This is a genomic window from Hymenobacter psoromatis (assembly GCF_020012125.1).
Taxonomy (GTDB): Bacteria; Bacteroidota; Bacteroidia; order Cytophagales; family Hymenobacteraceae; genus Hymenobacter; species Hymenobacter psoromatis.
Genome location: NZ_JAIFAG010000001.1, coordinates 4577652 through 4596411, shown reverse-complemented (window position 1 = coordinate 4596411; position 18760 = coordinate 4577652). Strand labels below are relative to the sequence as shown.

The window sequence follows — 18760 nt, the reverse complement described above, 5'->3', positions numbered from 1 at the left end:
CGCGCTTCGCTCGCCATGACAAACGCCCCCTACCCCCCTACTCCCATGCTCCCCATCCAGATTGCCTTACTTGATGACCACCAGCTTTTTCGGCAGGGAATGCGCTACATCTTGCAGGCGCTGCCCTTTGTGGAGGAGGTAGTGGAGGCTGCCGAGCTGCCCGAGCTGCTGGCGCTTTGCCGCCAGCGGGTGCCCGATGTGCTGCTGCTCGACCTGCAAATGCCCAACGTAGACGGCGCGGAGGCCGCCCGCCAGCTGCTGCGGGAGTTTCCCGAGCTGCGCATTATCGTGCTGTCCATGTTTTCGGCCGATAAGTACATTACCCAAATGATGAAGCTGGGCGCGCGCAGCTACCTGCCCAAAGACGTGGACCAAGAGCAGCTGCGCCACACCATCGAGGAGGTGCTGGCCACGGGCTACTGCTTCACGCCGCGCATCTCGCGGGCCCTTATCCGGGGCGTGCAGCACTCCGAGCGCGCCCCTACCCCCCCCGGCCAGTCCGAAGCGGTGCCGCTTTCCACGCGCGAGCACGAAGTGCTGCGGCTCATTTGCCAGGGCTGCACGGCAGCCGAAATCGCCGACCAGCTTTTCATCAGCCGCCGCACGGTGGAGGGCCACCGCCAGAAGCTGCTCGAAAAAACCGGCGCGCCCAACGCGGCCGGCCTGGTTGTGTACGCGGCCCGCCACGGCCTGCTCGATGGTTAGTGCTCCGCCGCCCCCAAACCAGGTAGAAATACGCGGGATAAAAATCGCGTGTTTCTACGCTGAAAAATGTCGCGGCTTTAGTGGTCATTTGTGCCGGAGAAACAAGAAAACTTAACGGTAGTCTTCCCGCCCGCCCTGCCTACTGCCTTTCTAGCTATGAACGCTTGCTACCCCCGCTTCTAATTGCCCTTGGCGCGGCTTGCCTCCGCAAGCAGCGCTTCCGTGTTTTAGCCGGCTACCCTTGTTTCCCCAACGCCACGCGGCCCATACTGCCCTTGCAGCATGGGCCGCGTGGCGTTGAGAGGGGCTTCTGCGCACGGGTTTATTCGGGGGGGCGGCGACGCGCTTTTTTCTCTGCTTGAATTTTTTTGCCTTCCAGGCGCTTGCGCACGGCTCCGGCGCTGGGGCGGGTAGCGCGGCGAGGCTTAGGCCGGCGCAGGCTCTTTTCCAGTAATTGGTGAAAGCGGGCGAGCACGATTTCCTTGTTGCGCAGCTGGCTGCGGTCGTCCTGGGCCACGAGCAGCAGGTAGCCCTCGGTGGTGAGCTGGGAAGCCAGTTTTTCGAGGATGAGGACTTTTTGCGCCTCCGTCAGCACTTGCGAGGCTGGCAGCTGCCAGCGCAGCTCCACGCGGCTTTCCACTTTGTTCACATTTTGCCCGCCCGGCCCGCTGGCCCGGCTGGTCTGAAACGTGATTTCGGGCAAAAAAGCAGCGGCGGGCGGCAGCATAAATTTCAGTTACCAATGAATAAATGAGCAAGGAGCAATTTCGCCCTACTTGCTCCTTGTTCACCGCTCCTTATTAATTATTTTTCCAATAGCATGGCTCCGTAGGAGTAGCCGCCGCCAAACACGGTGATAATGAGCTTATCGCCGGCCTTGATGGCGGGCCAGATTTCGGCCAGGCCGATAGCCGCGCCCGCGCAGCCAGTGTTGCCCAGGCGGTCGATGTTGTTGACGGCACGGGCCGGGTCGAGGCCCAATTGCTTCACCACGTTGGCCGAGATGCGCAGGTTGGCCTGGTGCGGAATAAGGTAGCTCAACTCACTTATCGGCAAGCTGTTATCATCCAGCAGCTGCTGCGTGATGCGGGCCATGTAGGTGCAGGCCTGCTGAAACACGTCGCGGCCGAAGGGCATGACGATGCCCTTATCAATGGGCTTGAGCGTTACGGCTTCGTCGGCTTTACCCATTGGGGCCGCGCCGCCGGTCAGCACCTGCACCACGCGCAGGTCGGCGGGGTCGAGGGGCTCCTTGGTGAAGAGCAGCGCCGCCGCGCCATCGCCCCAAAGGTGGCCGGCCATTGTGTCTTCCTCATTATTATACGCCGTGTTGTGCTCACTCACTACTACCAGTGCCCGGCTGGCCTTGCCGATGGCAAAGTAGCCCTCCACGATTTCGACGGCATTGAGCAGCGACGAGCAGGCCGAGGAAATAGTTACCACCGGTATCTCGTTGATATTCAGCATTCGCTGCACGGCGTGGGCGGCCGTGTAGATGGTATCGTGGGGCGTGTAGGTGCCGGCCACGATAAGGTCGATGCTGGCGGGGTCGAAGGTGGGCAGCGCGGCCAGCAGGGCCTGGGTAGCGGCGATGGCCATGGTGTTGGCATTTTCATCGGTAGCCGCCTTGCGGCGCTCCCGAATGCCAGTACGCTCAATAATCCAGTCCGAAGCCAGGCCGTTGAGCCGGGTAAAATGTTCGTTCGTAACGACGGCTGCCGGCAAGTAGGCGGCCACGTGGTGCAGGTACACGGAGGGGTAGGGAGTAGGGGGAGAAAGAGAATCTACGGACAAAGTTCCGGCTAACAGACGTTAGCGCCGGACAAAAGGCTGTAAAAGCCGGAATTTTGCACATACTCTTTTTGACCCGGCGCGCATACCAGTGGCCCCGTGGGGGCGTTTGGCGGGGGCTTTGCCTCTCTTTTACGTATGCCAAACCGTTTTTTGCTGGTGGGCCTGAGCCTGCTGGGGCTGGCCCGGCCCGCTGCTGCCCAGAAGTATATCACGGCCGCTGGCGTGCGCCTGGGCGGCGGCAGCTATGGCCTCACGGTGCAGCAGCTAGTGGCCCGGTGCGTCACCATTGAGGGCATTGCCGGGCTGGGCGAGCGCGCATACAGCGGCACGGTGCTGGGCGAATATCACTTCGGCATTCTGGGGCCGAGCCTCAACTATTACGTGGGGGCGGGCGGCCACCTGGGCCACCAAAAGGAAACGGGCAGCTTCCGCGGCCTCGATGGCATCGTGGGCGTCGAGTACAAAGTGGCCTTCCTACCCCTCGCCCTCAGCTTCGACTTCAAGCCCAGCCTGGAGTTTGACGGCGACGACTACGCCCACTTCCCCACGGCTTTCTCCATTCGCTACGTGCTGATAAAGCGCAAAATCAACCTCTTCAACCGAATCCGCGGGCAGTAGGGGGGTAGGGACTTAGAGTGTGAAAACCCAGCTCCAAGTCCCGACTCCTAAGCCTGCCAGCCCTGCACGGCGTTTTTGCCAAATACCGCGCCCTTCATCAGCGTCCACATGCGGTCATAAAAGGGGTCTTCAATGCTGACCTCGTCGAGCGTATGCAGCTGCTCGGAGCTGAAGCGCACATCGAGCGCGGCGAAGTTGGCGTGCAGCTGCGCCACATTGCTGGCCCCGATGATGGGGGCCGTGACGCCCGGCTGCGCCGCTACCCAGGCCAGGGCCGCCTGCGCCGGCGAACAGCCCAGCGCGGCCGCTACCGGCCGCAGGGCGTTGAGCACCCGCCAGTTGCGCTCCGTGAATTTCATGTCGCCAAACGGGTTGGGGCCGCTGAGCCGACCTTCGCCGCCGGGCTTGCCGCCACCGGCGGGGCGCTCGTACTTGCCGGCCAAAAAGCCGGCTGCCAGCGGGCTCCAGGGCGTGAGGCCCAGGCCCAAATGGCGGGCAGCGGGTATGTGCTCACCCTCGATGCGGCGCGCCACCAGCGAGTATTCCAGCTGCATGGCAATGGGCCCCGGCACGGCGTGCGCAGCGGCCAGCGTAGCGGCCTGGGTAGCAAACCAGGCCGGCATGTCGGAAAAGCCGAAGTAGCGGATTTTGCCGGCCCGCACGAGGTCGCCCAGCGTTTGCAGCACCTCCTCCACGGGCGTCACCGTGTCCCAGACGTGCAGCCAGTACAGGTCCACGTAGTCGGTTTTGAGCCGGCGCAAGGAGCCTTCCAGGGCTTGGTAGATATGCTTGCGGCCATTGCCGCTGGCGTGTGGGTTGCCAGCCTGCGCCCCGAAGCCAAACTTAGTGGCCAGCACCAGCTGGTCGCGCAGGCCGCGCTCGGCCACGTACTGGCCCACCAGCTCCTCGCTGCGGCCCCCGGCGTACACGTCGGCGGTGTCCACAAAATTGCCTCCGGCCTCCACGTAGGCGTCGAATACGGCGCGCGATACGTCGTCGGCCGAGCCCCAGCGCGGGGTGCCAAACGTCATGGTGCCCAGCGCCAGCGGGCTAACTACCAGGCCGGAGCGGCCCAAGGTGCGAAAATCAGAGAGGCTCATACCTTAATGGAGAAGGGGGTAGGGATGGGGAAAATAGTGACGCGGCCGGTAGCCTACACTGCCGGCAAAGGTCTGGCCCGCGCCCCGGCCCGCCGGTATACGAATCCTGGCTTTTCCAACACAAAACGCGCCGGGCGGGTAGGGTTGAGGGTTGGAAGTTGAGCCAGACCATCGGCTCAGTAGTAGCGTCTTAGAGGCGGTACTTTAGTTTGCATGGCCGACCACTTCTCGTGCGAGGCGCGGGTGTCAGCTAATCGCCATACTAGTGCTCACGGCCACGAGCTTACCCACAGTTCGGATTGAATAAGTATTTTTCCATACTAGCTTATTTTTTCCGGGCTCGCCATGACAACTAAGCGGGCGTAAAGTCTATGAATCAGCGCGGAGAATATCCGCTACCAGCTAATCGCTCAGGACGCGGGCGGCTCCGGTCTTTCGACCCGAAAGCTCGGGGCCGCGTAGCCTTTCGGCAGGTACTGCGGCGGCACGGCTATCTGGTTGCCGTCGCGGGCGGCGCGGTAGTGGGGCGAGAGAATTTCGACGCCAGATTCATTGAACTGGTCCTGAATATTTTGGTGCAGCTGCGAGTAGAGGCCCGCCTGCTTATCCGCCGCGCGGGTGTAGACGTTGAGCTGGTAGCTAACGTAAAAATCATCCAAGCCAGTTTGCAGCACGAAGGGCGCGGGGTCGGGCAGCACCTCGGGCACGGCGGCGGCGGCAGCCAGCAGCAGCGCGTGCACCTGCTTCCAGGGCACGTCGTAGCCGATGGTGACGGTAGTGTGCATAATCAGCCCCAGGGTAGGCGCGGCCGTGCTGTAATTGGTGGTGTAGCTACCCATCACCGACGAATTAGGAATCGTAATTTCCTCATTCTTAATGGTACGCACCCGCGTCACGAGCAAGGTTTTCTCCACAATGTCGCCCGTCACGTCACCGATTTTCACCCGGTCGCCGATTTTGAAAGCTCGCATATAGGTGAGTACCAGCCCAGCCACCACGTTGGAGAGCGAGCCCGACGAGCCAAACGTGAACAAAAAGCCCAAAAACACCGAAACCCCCTGAAAAACCGGCGAGTCGGAACCCGGCAAATACGGAAAAATCACGATGAGCGCGAAGGCAAACACCAGCACCCGCACAATTTGGTAGGTTGGGTTGGCCCATTCGGGATAGAAGCCCTCCAGCGTGAGATTGCCGAGCCGAATTTCTTCTTTAATACTGTGCAAAAACTTGAGCACGTACCGAAACACCACCACGATAACAATGATGGTGAACAATTTAGGTAGATAATTCCAGATGGCTTGCAGGATATGCCGCACCGGGTCGAGCACATAGCCCACCAGCGTATCGGCGATTCCCTGCGTGCCGGGAAAGATGCTGAATACGATGGGCAGCACCAGGTACACGCTCAGTAGAATGACGATGACGCGCAGCAGCGTGAGCACAAAAAGGGCAGCTTTGAGTTGGCGGCGCTCGTTGAAAAGCTCGTAATTGCCCAGCTTCAGGCCCGTAAACCAGGTATCATGCCGGGCCTCCAGCTGCTGGCGCAGCCAGCCAAAAAGCTTGTTGACGTACCTGAGCAGAAAGTAAAAGACCAGCAGTACGAGCAGCGTAAGGCCCGCCTCGCGCAGATAAGTCTGGAGGCTGTGCGTGTTCTGGTAAGTCGTCACGGCGCGGATTATCTGGCGGCGGTGCCGCTGGGCCAGCGAATCCTGGCGCAGATTTTCCCACAGCGCGTCGTTGTCGCTGATGCTTTGCAGCACTTGCTCACCATACATCAAATCCACGGTTTGCTCGCTGGGCACCAGCCGCAGCGAGTCGGGCCGGAAGAAGGCATTCTGCTCCAGCTTCAGGATTTTAGAGGTTGTGAGCTGGGCCCGCTCCTGAGGTCGAAACGGCCCGAATTTGGTATAAACGAAGAAGATAGTATCGCCGTTTGGGGCTACCGGGTAGCCCTTGGCGAAGCGCTTGAGCGAGTCGATGTAGGCGCGGGCGCGCTCGCGGCGCAGCGAGTCGGCCCCGCGCAGCGTGCGCAGCTGGGCCAGCAATTCACGCTCGCGGGGCCGGTTCTGCCCGTCTTTCAGGCTCAGCAGCTCCTGCTGCAACTGGGCCAGGCGGCTGGTGTTTTGCAAGCGCAGTGAGTCGAGCCGCCGCAGGCGGCGCGTGTCGGAGTTCAGGGCCTGGGTCTGGGTCGAATCGGGGGGGGTAGGGAGGACGGCCGGCGCTGGCGCTGGCACCGGCGGCGTTTGAGCGCTGGCTAGCCGGCCCGCACCCAATAGGCACAGGCACAGCAGCCAGCAGCAGTAGCGGTAAAGCATCAAGGGCGAGTAAAAAAGCTGAGCTAAATATAAAGGCGTAAGCCTGACCGGTAGCCCGCAGGCTGACGCAAAATAAAGCTATCCGCCTGTCTGCCTCTGTACCGCTTTTTTGACTTAATTGCCAAAGCCACGCGCCACACCACCGAGCAGCTCGAAGGCAACTTGGCTAACGAATGAGTTGCCTGGTATGGCCCCGCAAGCTGGCGGGAGATTACGCCACGAAAAAGCCCCCGCGCTAAAGTGGCATGGGGGCTTTTTTTGTGGCAACAGTTGGAATGATACCCACATTTTGAGGCCGACCGTAGAACGCTGCAAAAATAGGCCCTCATAGGCTAGAAACGGCTTTTTAGTTCTATAGTTATCGGGTTGAACCGGGGTACACACGGTTTAAATCGGCTAATGTGTACCCCTACGTGTACCCCAAACGGGGTACGCACCTTACCTTTGGGGCGGCAACTACAAACACTCCAATGGCTACCGTATCCTTTCACCTGAAAGAGCCGGGGGCAGACCGCCCTACGGCCATTTTCGCGCTACTTACCATTGACCGGCGCACCCGCTCAAAGGTATACACCGGGCAGAGCATCCACCCCGGCAAGTGGGGCAAGGCCGAACAGCGGGCGCTCACCCGTGGGCGCGGCAATGAGCTGAACGGCCACCTGAACGATACCCTCGACGGGATAAGCCAGCGGCTGCTACTGGCCTACGGCGAATGCCTGGCCGCCGGCACCTTGCCCACGGCCGCCCAACTCAAAGAGGCCGCCGCCCCCGAAAAGCCCGCCGAGCCGGCCCCGCCCGCCCCTACCCCCGGCGGGCAATTCTGGCAACGCTTTGAGGAATGGGTGAGCTACACCCGCAACACCGGCACCCGTGGCACGGCGCAAGGCCACGCCACCGCCGGCCGCCACCTACGGGAGTTTGCCGAAAGCACGGGCTACGCCGTGGACTTTGACACGCTCACGCCCGCCGTGGGCGACCGCTTCACGGCCTATTTGCTGAACGTGGCCGGGCTGGCAGATAACAGCATCCACAAAAATTTATTCCGGCTCAAATCCTTCATTAAGTGGGCTACCCAACGCGGCTATACCACGGCCCCGGCGCTGCATGGCGTAACGTGGGCCAAGCGGGAGCCGGACGTGATAGCTCTGAGCGCCGCCGAGCTGCGCGCCCTCGAAGCCCTACCCCTACCCCCCGGCTTGCGCCTCGACAAAGCCCGCGCCTGGTTTCTGCTGGCCTGCTACACCGGCCTACGGTATTCCGACCTGGTGAGCATCCAGCCCCAGCACCTGCGGCCCGCCACCGATAAGCTGCCCGCCCACCTGCGCCTGACCGCCAAGAAAACCCGCGCCGTGGTGAACGTGCCGCTGAGCGCCCCCGCCCTAGCAATCGTTAATCGGCTGCTGGCCGGGGGACTGGCCAGCGTGAAAAGCCAGCCGATTACCAACCCCGTGCTGAACCGCTTCCTCAAAGAGCTAGGCGCGCTGGCGGGCATTAATTCGCCGGTAGAAGTCATTCGCTACCGGGGCGGCGTGGCCGACGTAACGACGTACCCGAAGTACGAGAAGCTGACCGTGCATACCGCCCGCCGCACGTTCGTAACCCTGAACCTGGGTAAGGGCATGAGCGCCGAGTTCGTGATGAAGCTGACCGGGCACACCTCCTATAAATCCTTTCAGCGCTACGTAAACCTCACGCCCCAACGGGTAGCGGAGGAGTTCGCCCGGTTTCACGAAATGCCTGATTAGGGACGAAAACCTCATAAAACCTCACCTTTTTCACCCATTTAGAGCTGGCAAGCCTTGGAGTCCTTAACCGCCGAACAAACGGAAAAAGCGTTTTTTATCCGTTATGAAGAATTCAGAAACATAGTCAGAGTGAGCTATTCTGCCCCGGCGGAAGACGAGGAAATCAAGCTATACCAACCGGGGGACGTTGAACCCGACGCGGGCCTGTGGTGCCCCTTGCTAGTAGGCGAGTTGGCTTTTGAGAGTTGGCAAGGGTACACGCTGGATAAGCGCCAAGCTATTCGTAAAGGGTTTAGAAATGGATTAGGTGCGCTTATTAACCTAGTCCCCAATATTTCACCCTTCTATTGGCGCGAAGTGCGCGACGAAATTGAGCCCAGAATCAACCTTCTTTTATATTCCCTAAAGCGGGGAGCCGAACAAAGTGGGGACTATGCGGGCAAGCTAGCTAAATTGGAGGGCTGGTTAAAAACTATCTATGCCGCCGGGCGTCTCGTTCCCTTTCACCCCAACTTTGAGCAAGCTTTTTGGGAGCAAATGGAGCGACAGCCGTTACACAACGTACCCGCGTTCTTGGCTGCTTTCTGTAAGTCGAACGGGTTGGCCCACGCGGACGGGTACGCCTATTTATTCGACTTGTTGACTGATACGCCGCTAGCCCGGCCCGCCGTAATAGAACGTGCTCAGACGTGGCTAAGGGAGCGGCTGAACGTGGGGCCAGACGACGCGCAACACCTGGCCGATATACAAACGCACCTACCAGGAATAGCACAGCAATTTTCGTATTACGACACGCTGCCAGCCCGCGCCGCGCTACCGTTGTTCGCGTGTCATTTGGGAGAGTTGTGGGCGGGGGGGGGCCAAATATTCGCCCCGTCTAATTTCGATAGTCATTACCACAGCCTGGGGCCGGTTGAGCGGGCCGCTTTTCTGGCCACGTTGCGCCGCTTGTTTGAAGCAGTTTGGCAGACGCTACAGGCCGACCGTTTGGGGGAGAAGCTGTTTAGCGAGTTCACCTGTAGTGCCCCCGATAACACGCCAAAGTATACAAAACATGAAAGTCGGGCGCTGGCCTTACAAGGGGCCGACCGGCTGGGGCGCTGGCTGAATTGGCGGGAGAAAACCCCGATTGACCAATTACTCGCCGCGCTTCAAACTATCGGCATTTACAATATTGACCTGCCCAGCAGGGTAGATGCACCTTGCCCCCCCGAACGGGTAGCCGTGCCCGACGTAGCGGCTGCTGAGGAACGCCCGCGCTTTGCCGCGCTGCTGAATGAGTTTGAACGGCACTTGCTACGGGAACCCCCGACGCTGTTACGGCTGCTGCTGAACCAGTTGAGACGCTTGCGGGCGGGACTGGCCGTTACGCCGGCCGCTGGACCGCTGGGGACGCTGCCCGCCCAACTGCCCGAAGTGCTTTGGCACGGGCACGGGCTGCTGCTGGGGGACTTGGCTATAACCAAAACTTTTTGGCCCGACCTGGGGCTAGCCCTTCGCACCCGCGCCGAATGGACGGGGCGGGCTTACGAGTTGCTGGCCGATGCGCTGGGGCTTGCGCCCACCCCTCGACACGCTCCCCCACCCCCAGCTGCTGGTGGGGCGGAAGCGCCGGCTATGGCTGACCTGTGCCGAAACGGTTTTGATTCGGCCGCCCTGAATAGGTTACTGAAAGACCTTGATGTGCTGACCGAAAAAAGTACTCCCGCCGGATTAACTTATTATCTTAGCGGGACGACAAAGGGAAAAGGTGGTGTGCGGCTCAGTAAGACCTTCGCCGCCCTTACTGAACTGCACAAACAGCAGTTATTTGTATTATCCGCCGATTGGCAAGCCACCATGAAAATGCCGCCCTATGGCTTGACTTTTGGGGAAAAAGTACTGAAATACGAGTATAAGAGTAAAAAGAGCCGCAACCAAAGCGACACGTTTGACGCGGCTATTGAACAGACCCAGCGCTGGCTGACACGTTGGCACATTGCCCATAACAGTCAAAGAAGCCTTTAATAGACGCTATTACTGCCCTAATGGACACCGTGTCTATTACCGCCCAATAGGGTAAGGTGATTTGCAGCATTACCGACCGGCTTACACCCCCGGCGGGCACTGCATAAGTGAATAATCCCATAGCTATCGGTTCCGCAATGGCAATAGTCGTTGTGGACCGTGCCCAACTGATTGAAGATATTAGGGCCATTGTCCGCTATGAGCTGACCAACGCCGCCCCAGCGCCCGCCGCCGGCCCGCCCCCGGCTCCCGCCGATGAGCTGCTGAGCATCCGCGAAGCCGCCGAGCTGCTGGGCGTAACCGTGCAAACGGTCCACGAATGGAAACGGCGCGGGCTGCTGAAGTACCACAAGCTGGGCAGCCGCTCCTACCTGAAGCGGGCCGACGTGCTGGCCGCCCTGCAAGGCCACCAGCGCACGGTGAAAGCCGGGAAGGGGGCCGCCCGTGGGTAGCGCTTGGCCCATGCTGCCCACGCCGGCTCGCTCATTCGGAGCCGACGCGCTGGCCTGCGCTCTTACCCTGGCTGGCACGAACACGCCCACCTCAGCTGAGCTAACGGCGGCCCTAGCCGAGCTATACCCCAACAACACCGGCCCCACCGTGCCCGACCTGCTGGCCGCTGGCTGGCTGGCCCCGGCTATATCTGACCGCACCCGCCTACGCCAGCCGCCCCTACCCCCGGCCGAAGTAAATGCCCGCCTGGCAGCGGCCAACGAACCCGATAAAACCCGATGTTTTGCCGCGTCCGCACTGGCCGAGAGCAGGAATGAAGCAGGAATAAAACCGGAGTTTTCAGAGTCCTTAAAAAAGGCCGATAACAGGCGGGAGGCAGGCGTAGAAGTAGAGAAAGTGGAGTCCTTAAAAAAGGCCGGTAACAGACGGAAAGCAGACGCGGAACCGCCCACGCTGCCAGCTACGAATGGGGCGAAAGCGGAGCCGGCCGGGCCGCTGTTCAGCTACTACCGGGGCGGTATTGCGGCTACCGTGCCCTACGCGGCCATTACCCCGGCTCAGCTCTTTACCGTGCTTACGTCGGCCCGGCACCGCGCCGCTACCGAAGCCTTACGCGCCGCCCCCGTGGGCAGCCCCCGGCGGGCCGAACTGAAAAAGGGCCTCGACTACGTAACCCCCGCCGGCACCTTCACCCGCCGCGCCAATGAGGCGCTGGCCGAAGCGTCGGGCCTGTTGGTATTAGACTTTGACCATGTGCCCGACGTGGCCGCCGCCCGCGCCGCCCTGCTGGCCGATGCGCTGCTGGCTCCCGACCTGGTGCTACTCTTTACCAGCCCCAGCGGCGACGGGCTAAAAGTGCTGACCAAAGCCGACCCCCGCGCCGCCCACCTCGACAACTTTCGCGCTTACGCCGCCTACCTGGCCGCCCACTATGCCCCGTTAGGCCTGTGCCCCGATGAGGCCGGCAAAGACGTAGCCCGCGCCTGTTTCGTGCCCTACGCCCCCGATGCCTGGCTGGCCCCCGCCTACGCGGCCTGAACCTGATAAAACCTGAGATTTCTCAACATTTCTCAACATTCTAAGAGCTGGCACCCCAATGGATATTCACAAGCTACGGGCCGCAACGCCCGCCCCGCCCCCGCATTCCGGGAGCAGTCCGCACGCGCACGCGGGGGCGCGTACTGCTCCAATAATGCCCGACCCGGCCGGCGCACTGGCCTGGTGCCTGACTCAACACGAAGCCCGCCACGGGGCATTTCCTAGTGAGGGAGGGCGCAATGTTTGGCTAACCCAATTCGGGCTGTTTGGTAATGAGCGGGGCGTACCGCTAGCCGACCTCGAAGCCCACGCCCTGGCCCACTATGCCACCGCCGATTTTACGGAACAGGAAATACGACAAACCGTGGGCGGCATTTACCGCCGGGAAGTTGGGAAGCACGGCAGCAAGCCCTACACCGCCTCCAAAGCCAGCGACAATAGAGCGGCTTTTTCGGCCTCCTTCGGACAAAAGGAAAATGGCCCGCCGGCTGAGCTACCGCCCACCTTTCCGGCGGCCGTGTACGATGCGCTACCCGACTACCTGAGGCGCTGCTGCGCACCCTTTACTGGGCACGAACGGGCCGTGATGCTGCTGGGCACGCTGGCCGTGTTGTCGGGCTGCTTTCCGGCCGTGGGCGGGGAATACAACCGCCGCCGCTTCGGGCTGAACCTGTTTGCGTTTATCATCGCCCCAGCGGCCAGTGGCAAGGGTACGCTGGCCTGGGCGCGGCGGCTGGCCTACCCCCACCACAAAGCCCTGACCGATGCGAGCCGAGCCGCCCGCGCCGACTATGAGGCCGAGCTAGCCGCCCACCGCGCCGCCGGCAAGGGTAAGGCCACCACGCCGCCCCCGGTCGCCCCGCCGCCCTACAAGCTGCTGTACTTGCCCGGCAATACGTCGGCCGCGGCCCTGGCTACGGCCCTGGCTGAAAACGACGGGCGCGGCATTATGTGCGAAACCGAAGCCGACACCTTGAGTGGGGCGCTGGGCTCCGACTTTGGCAACTTTTCCGATGTGCTGCGCAAAGCCTTTCAGCACGAACCCGCCCCGCTACTGCGCAAGACGGACCGCCAACACCTTGACCTGGCCCACCCCGCCCTGAGTATTGCCCTGACCGGCACCCCTGGCCAGCTCCCGCGCCTCATGCCCACGGCCGAAGATGGGTTAGTAAGCCGGTTTCTGTTTTACGTCTTTGAGCAAACCCCCGTCTGGCAAGATGTAAGCCCCGCCGCCGGCCCGCCGCTTACGCCCATTATTGACTTGCTGGCCGATGAGCTGAGCCGCATGATTGCCGCCGCGCCCGTGGCCGAAGAACCCGGCTGCTACGCCGTAGAAATAACGCTGGCCCCGGCCGACTGGCAGCGCCTGAACACTGCTGGGCAAGCGGGCCTGAATGAGGCCAGCGATACGGCCGGCGGGGCGGGAGCCAGCACGGCCTTTCGCCTGGGGCTTATTGCCTGGCGTATTGTGGGCCTGCTGATAGTGCTACGCTGTTTTGAAAGCGGGCAAGCTCCCGCCGGCCGCCTCGAAGCCGACCCCGCCGACGTGGGCACCGCCCTGGCAATAATGGATACCGCCCGCGCCCACGCGCTGGCCGTGCTGGCAATGCTGCCCACGCCTGGCGGCCGGGCCGGGGGCAAGTTCGCTGCCAAAGCCAGCCAGCAGGCGCGGATACACGAACTACATGCGCAAGGGCTGAGCTACCGGGAGATAGCCGAGCAAACCGGCGTGCCTTTCAGCACTGTGCGAAACTGGCTGAAAGATGCCTGACTGTGCCAAAGTGTGCCTGTGCCAAAAATGACACGGCACACTTTGGCACACCAATCCAAAACTGGATTCTGTTCCTACCAAAGCAAAGCTGCTTTCCTTCTTACCCCCGGCCCCCGGCTAAACTAGAATAACGGAGTTTATCAACCCCAATTCAAAACTGGATTCTGCCCTTTACCAATTCAAAACTGATTTTACCCAATCCGATGCGTCATTTCATTTTAGAGAAAATCAAGGCCGATACCCCGCTGGCTCACCTGTTTAACGCCTATCTGGGCGGCCTGTCCACGCTGGAAATATTCAGTACGCCCCGCGAATCCATGCGCGCCTGTCGCCTGGCCTTTGCCCGCGAAGCGAAGGGCAAGAAGCCGACGCTTTCCATTGTCGGGCAAGCGCAACGCTACTATGAGCTAACGGTCCTGAGCAACGCCCTGAACGCGCTGCACGGCCACGTACAAGGCGCGGCCGAGCTGCTGGCGACCTTCTTCACCGAGTACGGCGGCGACCTGCTGGCATACGCCGCCGCCAACCGCTGCCAGACGCTGAACGAATACGGCGGCGGGCAAGATGACGACTGGCAGCACACCGGCCCCGGCGACCCCGACGCGGGCGAAGGCTGGGAAGTAGCCCCTACCGATGACCCCGCCCGCCTGGCTGAGTATAGCTTACACCGGGAGCTGGCCCGCTTCTTTGCCACCGATGACGAACACGGCGAATATATCGGCACGAGCGGGGGGATTGATTATGCTCACTTCACGCTGGCCGTGGAACACCAAACGGACTTTTCCCTACGCAAGATGTTGGCGGGCGTGGGCGGGGCCGAGCTACCCCTGTACCGGCAGACGGAGGCTGGCCAGATGGAACCTATCCCAGTCATTGACCTCATAGAGCAAGAAATAAATGAGGACGTGGCCAACGAGCGGCTGACGGCGCACTTTTGCGCCGTGCTGAACGCGGGCCAGCACCTGGCCGAGCTATACGTCACCATGCCCCGCGATGACGTGCGCGGCTACCATCTGCTGGCCGAGTGCCTGGGTAATATGCTGGCCGTGCGGATGGAAGCCTACCCCCCGTTTTGAGTTTCCGTCCACTTGGCGGAAAAACCTAAAAGGGGGCCGGGGTCAGGAACAAGGTTCGGCTTTTTCGGCCTGTTTTTGTCTAAAAGAGGAGGAACACTCTGTGGCTTGAATAAAAGTGGTTTTTGTGACCTGTTTCGGACAAAAAGAAAAAGCCCCCCAGCGGGAATAAATCCGTTTTTTCCGTCTATTTCGGACAAAAGGAAAAGGTGCCCGCAAAGCACCTTTTGCAAACACCCATAAAAAGGGGGGTTACCTTGTAAACAACAATAGAAAACAACCTCATGCCCTACGAAGAAGGAACCAGCGGCAACCCGGCCGGCCGCCCCAAAGGCAGCACTAACAAGGCCACCGCCGCCGCCCGCGAAACCATTGCCGCCGCCCTGGCCGGGGCTAACGCCGATAAACTGGCCGCCCAACTCGATACCCTTACCGGTAAGGACTATATTGATGCCTACGTGAAGCTGGCCGAGTTCGTAACCCCGAAGCTGCAACGTATGGCCCTGGCTGCTGCTGAGAAAGGCCCGGTGAAGGTTACGCTGCATATCGGCGGCACCCCTGAGCAACGGGCAGCTAATGGCCGCAACGTGGCTAGGTTGCTCGATTGAGAGCCAGCTAAAAAAGTCTGAAAACGGAATAAGCTGCCCTACCTTGTGGCCCGTTCCCACCCTTTATAGCCATTTGTGACCTACCCCGAATTTGCGGCCCGCTGGCAAAATTCCGGCGGGGCCGAGCGGGCCAACTACGGCCTGTTTCTGTCCGATTTGTGCGACCTGCTGGGCGTGCCCCGCCCCGATGCCACCACCGACGACCCCGCGCAAGATGCCTACGTGCTAGAGCGGGCCGTAACCTTTGACGACGGGGCCGGCAAAAAGAGTACCGGCCGCATTGACCTGTACCGGCGCGATTGCTTCGTGCTGGAAACCAAACAGGGCACCGACACGCCCGATGCCCAGCAACGCGCCGAACGGGCCGAGCTGGGCCTACCCCCCGCCCAACGCCGCAAGGGCCATGCCGTGCGCGGCACCCGCAAATGGGAACAAATGATGGAGGCAGCCCGCCAGCAGGCGCTTCGCTACGTGCGGGCGCTGCCAGCAAGTGAGCCGCGCCCGCCCTTCGTAGTGGTGGCCGACGTGGGCTTTTGCCTTGACCTATACAGCAACTTTGCCGGGGTGGGCGATGCCTACGTGCCCTTCCCCGACCCGGCCAGCTTTCGCGTTCGGCTGGCTCAGCTGGCCGATGCCGACGTGCGGGCACGGCTGGCTTTACTCTTTACCGACCCCCAACAACTCGACCCGGCCCGGCGGGCGGCCCAGGTAACGCGGCAGCTGGCCGGGCAGTTGGCCGCCCTATCGGCCCAGCTAGAGCGGGCGGGGCATTCGTCGGAAGTAGTGGCGCAATTCCTAATGCGCTGCCTTTTTACCATGTTCGCCGAAGATGTGGAGCTGATACCCCGCGCCTCGTTTGCGGGCCTGCTGGCCGAGTACGCGGCCACGCCCGTCCTACGCGACATGCTGCCCGACGCGCTGCAAAGCCTCTGGCACCGGATGGACACGGGCGGCTTTGCCCCGGAACTGAAAACCAAGCTACGCCGCTTCAACGGCCTCCTGTTTCACGATGCTTCGGCCTTGCCCTTAAATGCTGACCAACTTACCCTGTTACGAGCAGCGGCCGAAGCCGATTGGACTGCCGTAGAACCGGCCATTTTCGGCACCCTACTAGAGCGTGCCCTTGACCCCCGCGAGCGGCATAGCCTGGGGGCACACTACACCCCGCGCCGCTATGTAGAGCGGCTAGTACTACCCACCGTAATAGAGCCGCTACGGCGCGAGTGGGCCGCCGCCCAAGCTGCCAGCGCCCAACGCCACAACGAGGGCAACGACGGGGCCGCCCGCGCCGAAATTCAACGGTTCCTGACCCGCCTAACCACCGTGCGCGTACTCGACCCGGCGTGTGGGTCGGGTAATTTTCTGTACGTGACCCTCGAACACCTCAAACGGCTAGAGGCCGAAGTACTGGCCGCGCTGGGGCAGTTCGGCGTGTCGGGCTTGCTAGAGCTGGGGGCGGGCACCACCGTTTCGCCCCACCAGCTGCTAGGGCTGGAGCTGAACCCCCGCGCCGCCAGCATTGCCGACGTGGTGCTACGGATTGGCTATTTGCAGTGGCACCTACGCACCCACGGCCTTACCCAACTGGCCGAGCCGCTACTTGACAATTACCAAAATATTCGCCAGCAAGATGCCGTGCTGGCCCACGCCCCGGCCGTGCCCCGCCTCGACGCGGCCGGCCAGCCCGTTACCCGGTGGGATGGCACTACTACCCGCCTCAGCCCGGCCACCGGCCAGCCCGTGCCCGATGAAGCGGCCCGCCTACCCGTGCTCGACTACCCCGACCCGCACCCGGCCAGCTGGCCCGAAGCTGATTTTATCGTGGGCAACCCGCCGTTCTTAGGTGATAAGGCTATGCGTAGTGCATTAGGTGATGGGTATGTAAATGCTTTGCGTAAAGCTTACAAAGGCAGGATACCGGAATCTGCTGACTTGGTAATGTATTGGTGGTATAAAGCAGCTCGGACCTTACAAGCCGGTCAAATTGAACGGTTTGGATTTATTACTACCAATTCTATCACTCAGCAATTTAACCGGCAGGTTGTACAACCGTTTTTGACTGATAGCAGTCAGCCGATTTCAATGTTTTTTGCAGTTCCAAGCCACCCTTGGGTTGAAGGTTCTGATGGTGCAGCTGTTAGAATTGCAATGACAGCGGCTGAGCGTGGGTCACAACCAGGTGAATTGTTAAAAATTGAGGTCGAAAGCTCGCAAGATGATGGTAGTAGCTTAGTCGAGTTCCGCATACAGGCGGGCCAAATTAATGCTGACCTCACTATTGGAGCAGATTTAGATTCGGCCAATGCTTTAGTAGCGAATGATGGAATGTGTAATCTTGGGGTAAGCCTTTTTGGGGCTGGGTTCATGGTTTCATACCAAGAAGCAGAAAACTTGGGGTTAAATAGCAAAATCGGTTTAGCTAGCTACATTCGCCCTTACCTCAATGGGAGGGACATAGTTCAGGTAAGCAGAAATTTTTGGGTTATTGATTTACTTGGCTTAGAAACTCACGAAGTACTCGCCAGATTTCCAGAAGTTTATCAACACGTTTTAGAACGGGTTAAACCTGAACGTGACCAAAACAACCGCGAATCCTACAGAAAAAATTGGTGGGTTTTTGGTGAACCAAGGAAAAGTTTTCGGCCAGCGCTTACCGGGCTAAGCCGTTATATCGCTACTACTCTCACTGCCAAGCATAGGCTTTTTCAGTTCATAAACTCGTCTGTGATAGCCGATGATTCACTTGTTTTATTGGCATCTAATGACGCTTACTTATTAGGCATTCTATCAAGTCGTATTCACCTTGTTTGGGCACTTGCAGCAGGAACGGATTTAGGTGGCAATACTCCGCGCTACCGTAAAACCCGCTGTTTTGACCCGTTCCCGTTCCCAGCTCCTACGCCCGACCAACAGGCCCGCATTCGGGAGCTGGCCGAACAGCTCGACAGCCACCGCAAGCGCCAGCAGGCCCAACACCCCGCCCTCACGCTTACCGACCTCTACAACACAGTCGAAAAACTACGCGCCAGCCAGCCCCTTACTCCCAAAGAGCAAGCAACTAACGAGCGCGGCCTAGCCTCCGTAGTGCTCAACCTACACCAACAGCTAGACGCCGCCGTAGCCGCCGCCTACGGCTGGCCCACCGACCTGCTTGATGCCGAGCTACTTACCCGCCTAGTAGCCCTCAACCACGAACGTCAGCGCGAAGAACAAGCTGGCACCGTGCGCTACCTACGCCCCGCCTACCAAGCCCCAGGCCAACAGCAAGGCGCACTGTCGCTGGGCACCGCCGGCCCCGCCGCTGCCACCGCCGCCGAAGCCACTGGCCCCCAGCCCTGGCCCACCGAGCTAGCCGAGCAAATGCAAGCCGTGCGGGCCGTGGTGCAGCAAGCCGCCGCCCCGCTCACCGCCGCCCAGGTAGCCGCCCGTTTCCGCCGCACCCGCGCCGATAGGGTGCTCCCGCTACTCGACACGCTGGCCGCGTTGTCGTTGCTACGGGCCACACCGGAAGGGGCATACGGGGGGTAATACGC

General features: G+C 61.0%; 14 protein-coding genes. 10 read left to right on the top strand and 4 right to left on the bottom strand.

Annotated features, from left to right (window positions below; genetic code table 11):
- Positions 1-15 precede the first annotated feature (15 nt).
- On the top strand, positions 16-705 hold the full coding sequence (locus tag LC531_RS19925; RefSeq protein ID WP_223653402.1) for a response regulator transcription factor: 690 nt from the start codon (positions 16-18) through the stop codon (positions 703-705).
- Positions 706-1027: 322 nt separating this feature from the next.
- Here LC531_RS19925 and arfB read toward each other — a convergent pair whose 3' ends face one another.
- Both arfB and LC531_RS19915 read right to left on the bottom strand, forming a co-directional pair.
- The gene (gene arfB, locus LC531_RS19920; RefSeq protein ID WP_223653400.1) at positions 1028-1432 is read right to left on the bottom strand and encodes an alternative ribosome rescue aminoacyl-tRNA hydrolase ArfB; all 405 of its coding nucleotides are present in this window, start codon (positions 1430-1432) and stop codon (positions 1028-1030) included.
- Positions 1433-1509: 77 nt separating this feature from the next.
- Positions 1510-2457 carry a 3-oxoacyl-ACP synthase III family protein gene (locus LC531_RS19915; protein WP_223654020.1) on the bottom strand — a complete coding sequence of 316 codons (948 nt, stop codon included), beginning with the start codon at positions 2455-2457 and terminating at the stop codon, positions 1510-1512.
- A gap of 177 nt (positions 2458-2634) precedes the next feature.
- Here LC531_RS19915 and LC531_RS19910 point away from each other — a divergent pair, with 177 nt between their 5' ends.
- On the top strand, positions 2635-3117 hold the full coding sequence (locus LC531_RS19910; RefSeq protein ID WP_223653398.1) for a hypothetical protein: 483 nt from the start codon (positions 2635-2637) through the stop codon (positions 3115-3117).
- Between the two features lie 47 nt (positions 3118-3164).
- On the opposite strand, the gene LC531_RS19905 is transcribed toward LC531_RS19910, so the two are convergent.
- Both LC531_RS19905 and LC531_RS19900 read right to left on the bottom strand, forming a co-directional pair.
- Complete coding sequence (locus LC531_RS19905; RefSeq protein ID WP_223653396.1) at positions 3165-4217, bottom strand: aldo/keto reductase; 1053 nt, start codon at positions 4215-4217, stop codon at positions 3165-3167.
- 410 nt (positions 4218-4627) lie between these two features.
- On the bottom strand, positions 4628-6532 hold the full coding sequence (locus LC531_RS19900; RefSeq protein ID WP_223653394.1) for a mechanosensitive ion channel family protein: 1905 nt from the start codon (positions 6530-6532) through the stop codon (positions 4628-4630).
- Between the two features lie 470 nt (positions 6533-7002).
- Here LC531_RS19900 and LC531_RS19895 point away from each other — a divergent pair, with 470 nt between their 5' ends.
- From LC531_RS19895 to LC531_RS19860, 8 genes are all read left to right on the top strand, one after another.
- On the top strand, positions 7003-8277 hold the full coding sequence (locus LC531_RS19895; RefSeq protein WP_223653392.1) for a site-specific integrase: 1275 nt from the start codon (positions 7003-7005) through the stop codon (positions 8275-8277).
- A gap of 54 nt (positions 8278-8331) precedes the next feature.
- The gene (locus tag LC531_RS19890) at positions 8332-10284 is read left to right on the top strand and encodes a hypothetical protein (RefSeq protein ID WP_223653390.1); all 1953 of its coding nucleotides are present in this window, start codon (positions 8332-8334) and stop codon (positions 10282-10284) included.
- 137 nt (positions 10285-10421) lie between these two features.
- A complete protein-coding gene (locus tag LC531_RS19885; protein WP_223653389.1) occupies positions 10422-10736 on the top strand; it encodes a helix-turn-helix domain-containing protein in 315 nt (104 codons plus the stop codon).
- Between the two features lie 10 nt (positions 10737-10746).
- Positions 10747-11775 (top strand): BT4734/BF3469 family protein, encoded by a 1029-nt coding sequence (locus LC531_RS19880; protein WP_223653388.1) that lies wholly within the window; start codon positions 10747-10749, stop codon positions 11773-11775.
- 154 nt (positions 11776-11929) lie between these two features.
- Complete coding sequence (locus LC531_RS19875) at positions 11930-13546, top strand: DUF3987 domain-containing protein (RefSeq protein WP_223653387.1); 1617 nt, start codon at positions 11930-11932, stop codon at positions 13544-13546.
- A gap of 203 nt (positions 13547-13749) precedes the next feature.
- Positions 13750-14622: a hypothetical protein gene (locus LC531_RS19870; protein ID WP_223653386.1), complete on the top strand. Its 873-nt coding sequence runs from the start codon at positions 13750-13752 to the stop codon at positions 14620-14622.
- Positions 14623-14903: 281 nt separating this feature from the next.
- Complete coding sequence (locus LC531_RS19865; RefSeq protein WP_223653385.1) at positions 14904-15227, top strand: DUF5681 domain-containing protein; 324 nt, start codon at positions 14904-14906, stop codon at positions 15225-15227.
- Positions 15228-15302: 75 nt separating this feature from the next.
- Entirely contained in the window at positions 15303-18755 is a 3453-nt protein-coding gene (locus LC531_RS19860; protein WP_223653384.1) for a class I SAM-dependent DNA methyltransferase, read from the top strand.
- Positions 18756-18760 lie beyond the last annotated feature (5 nt).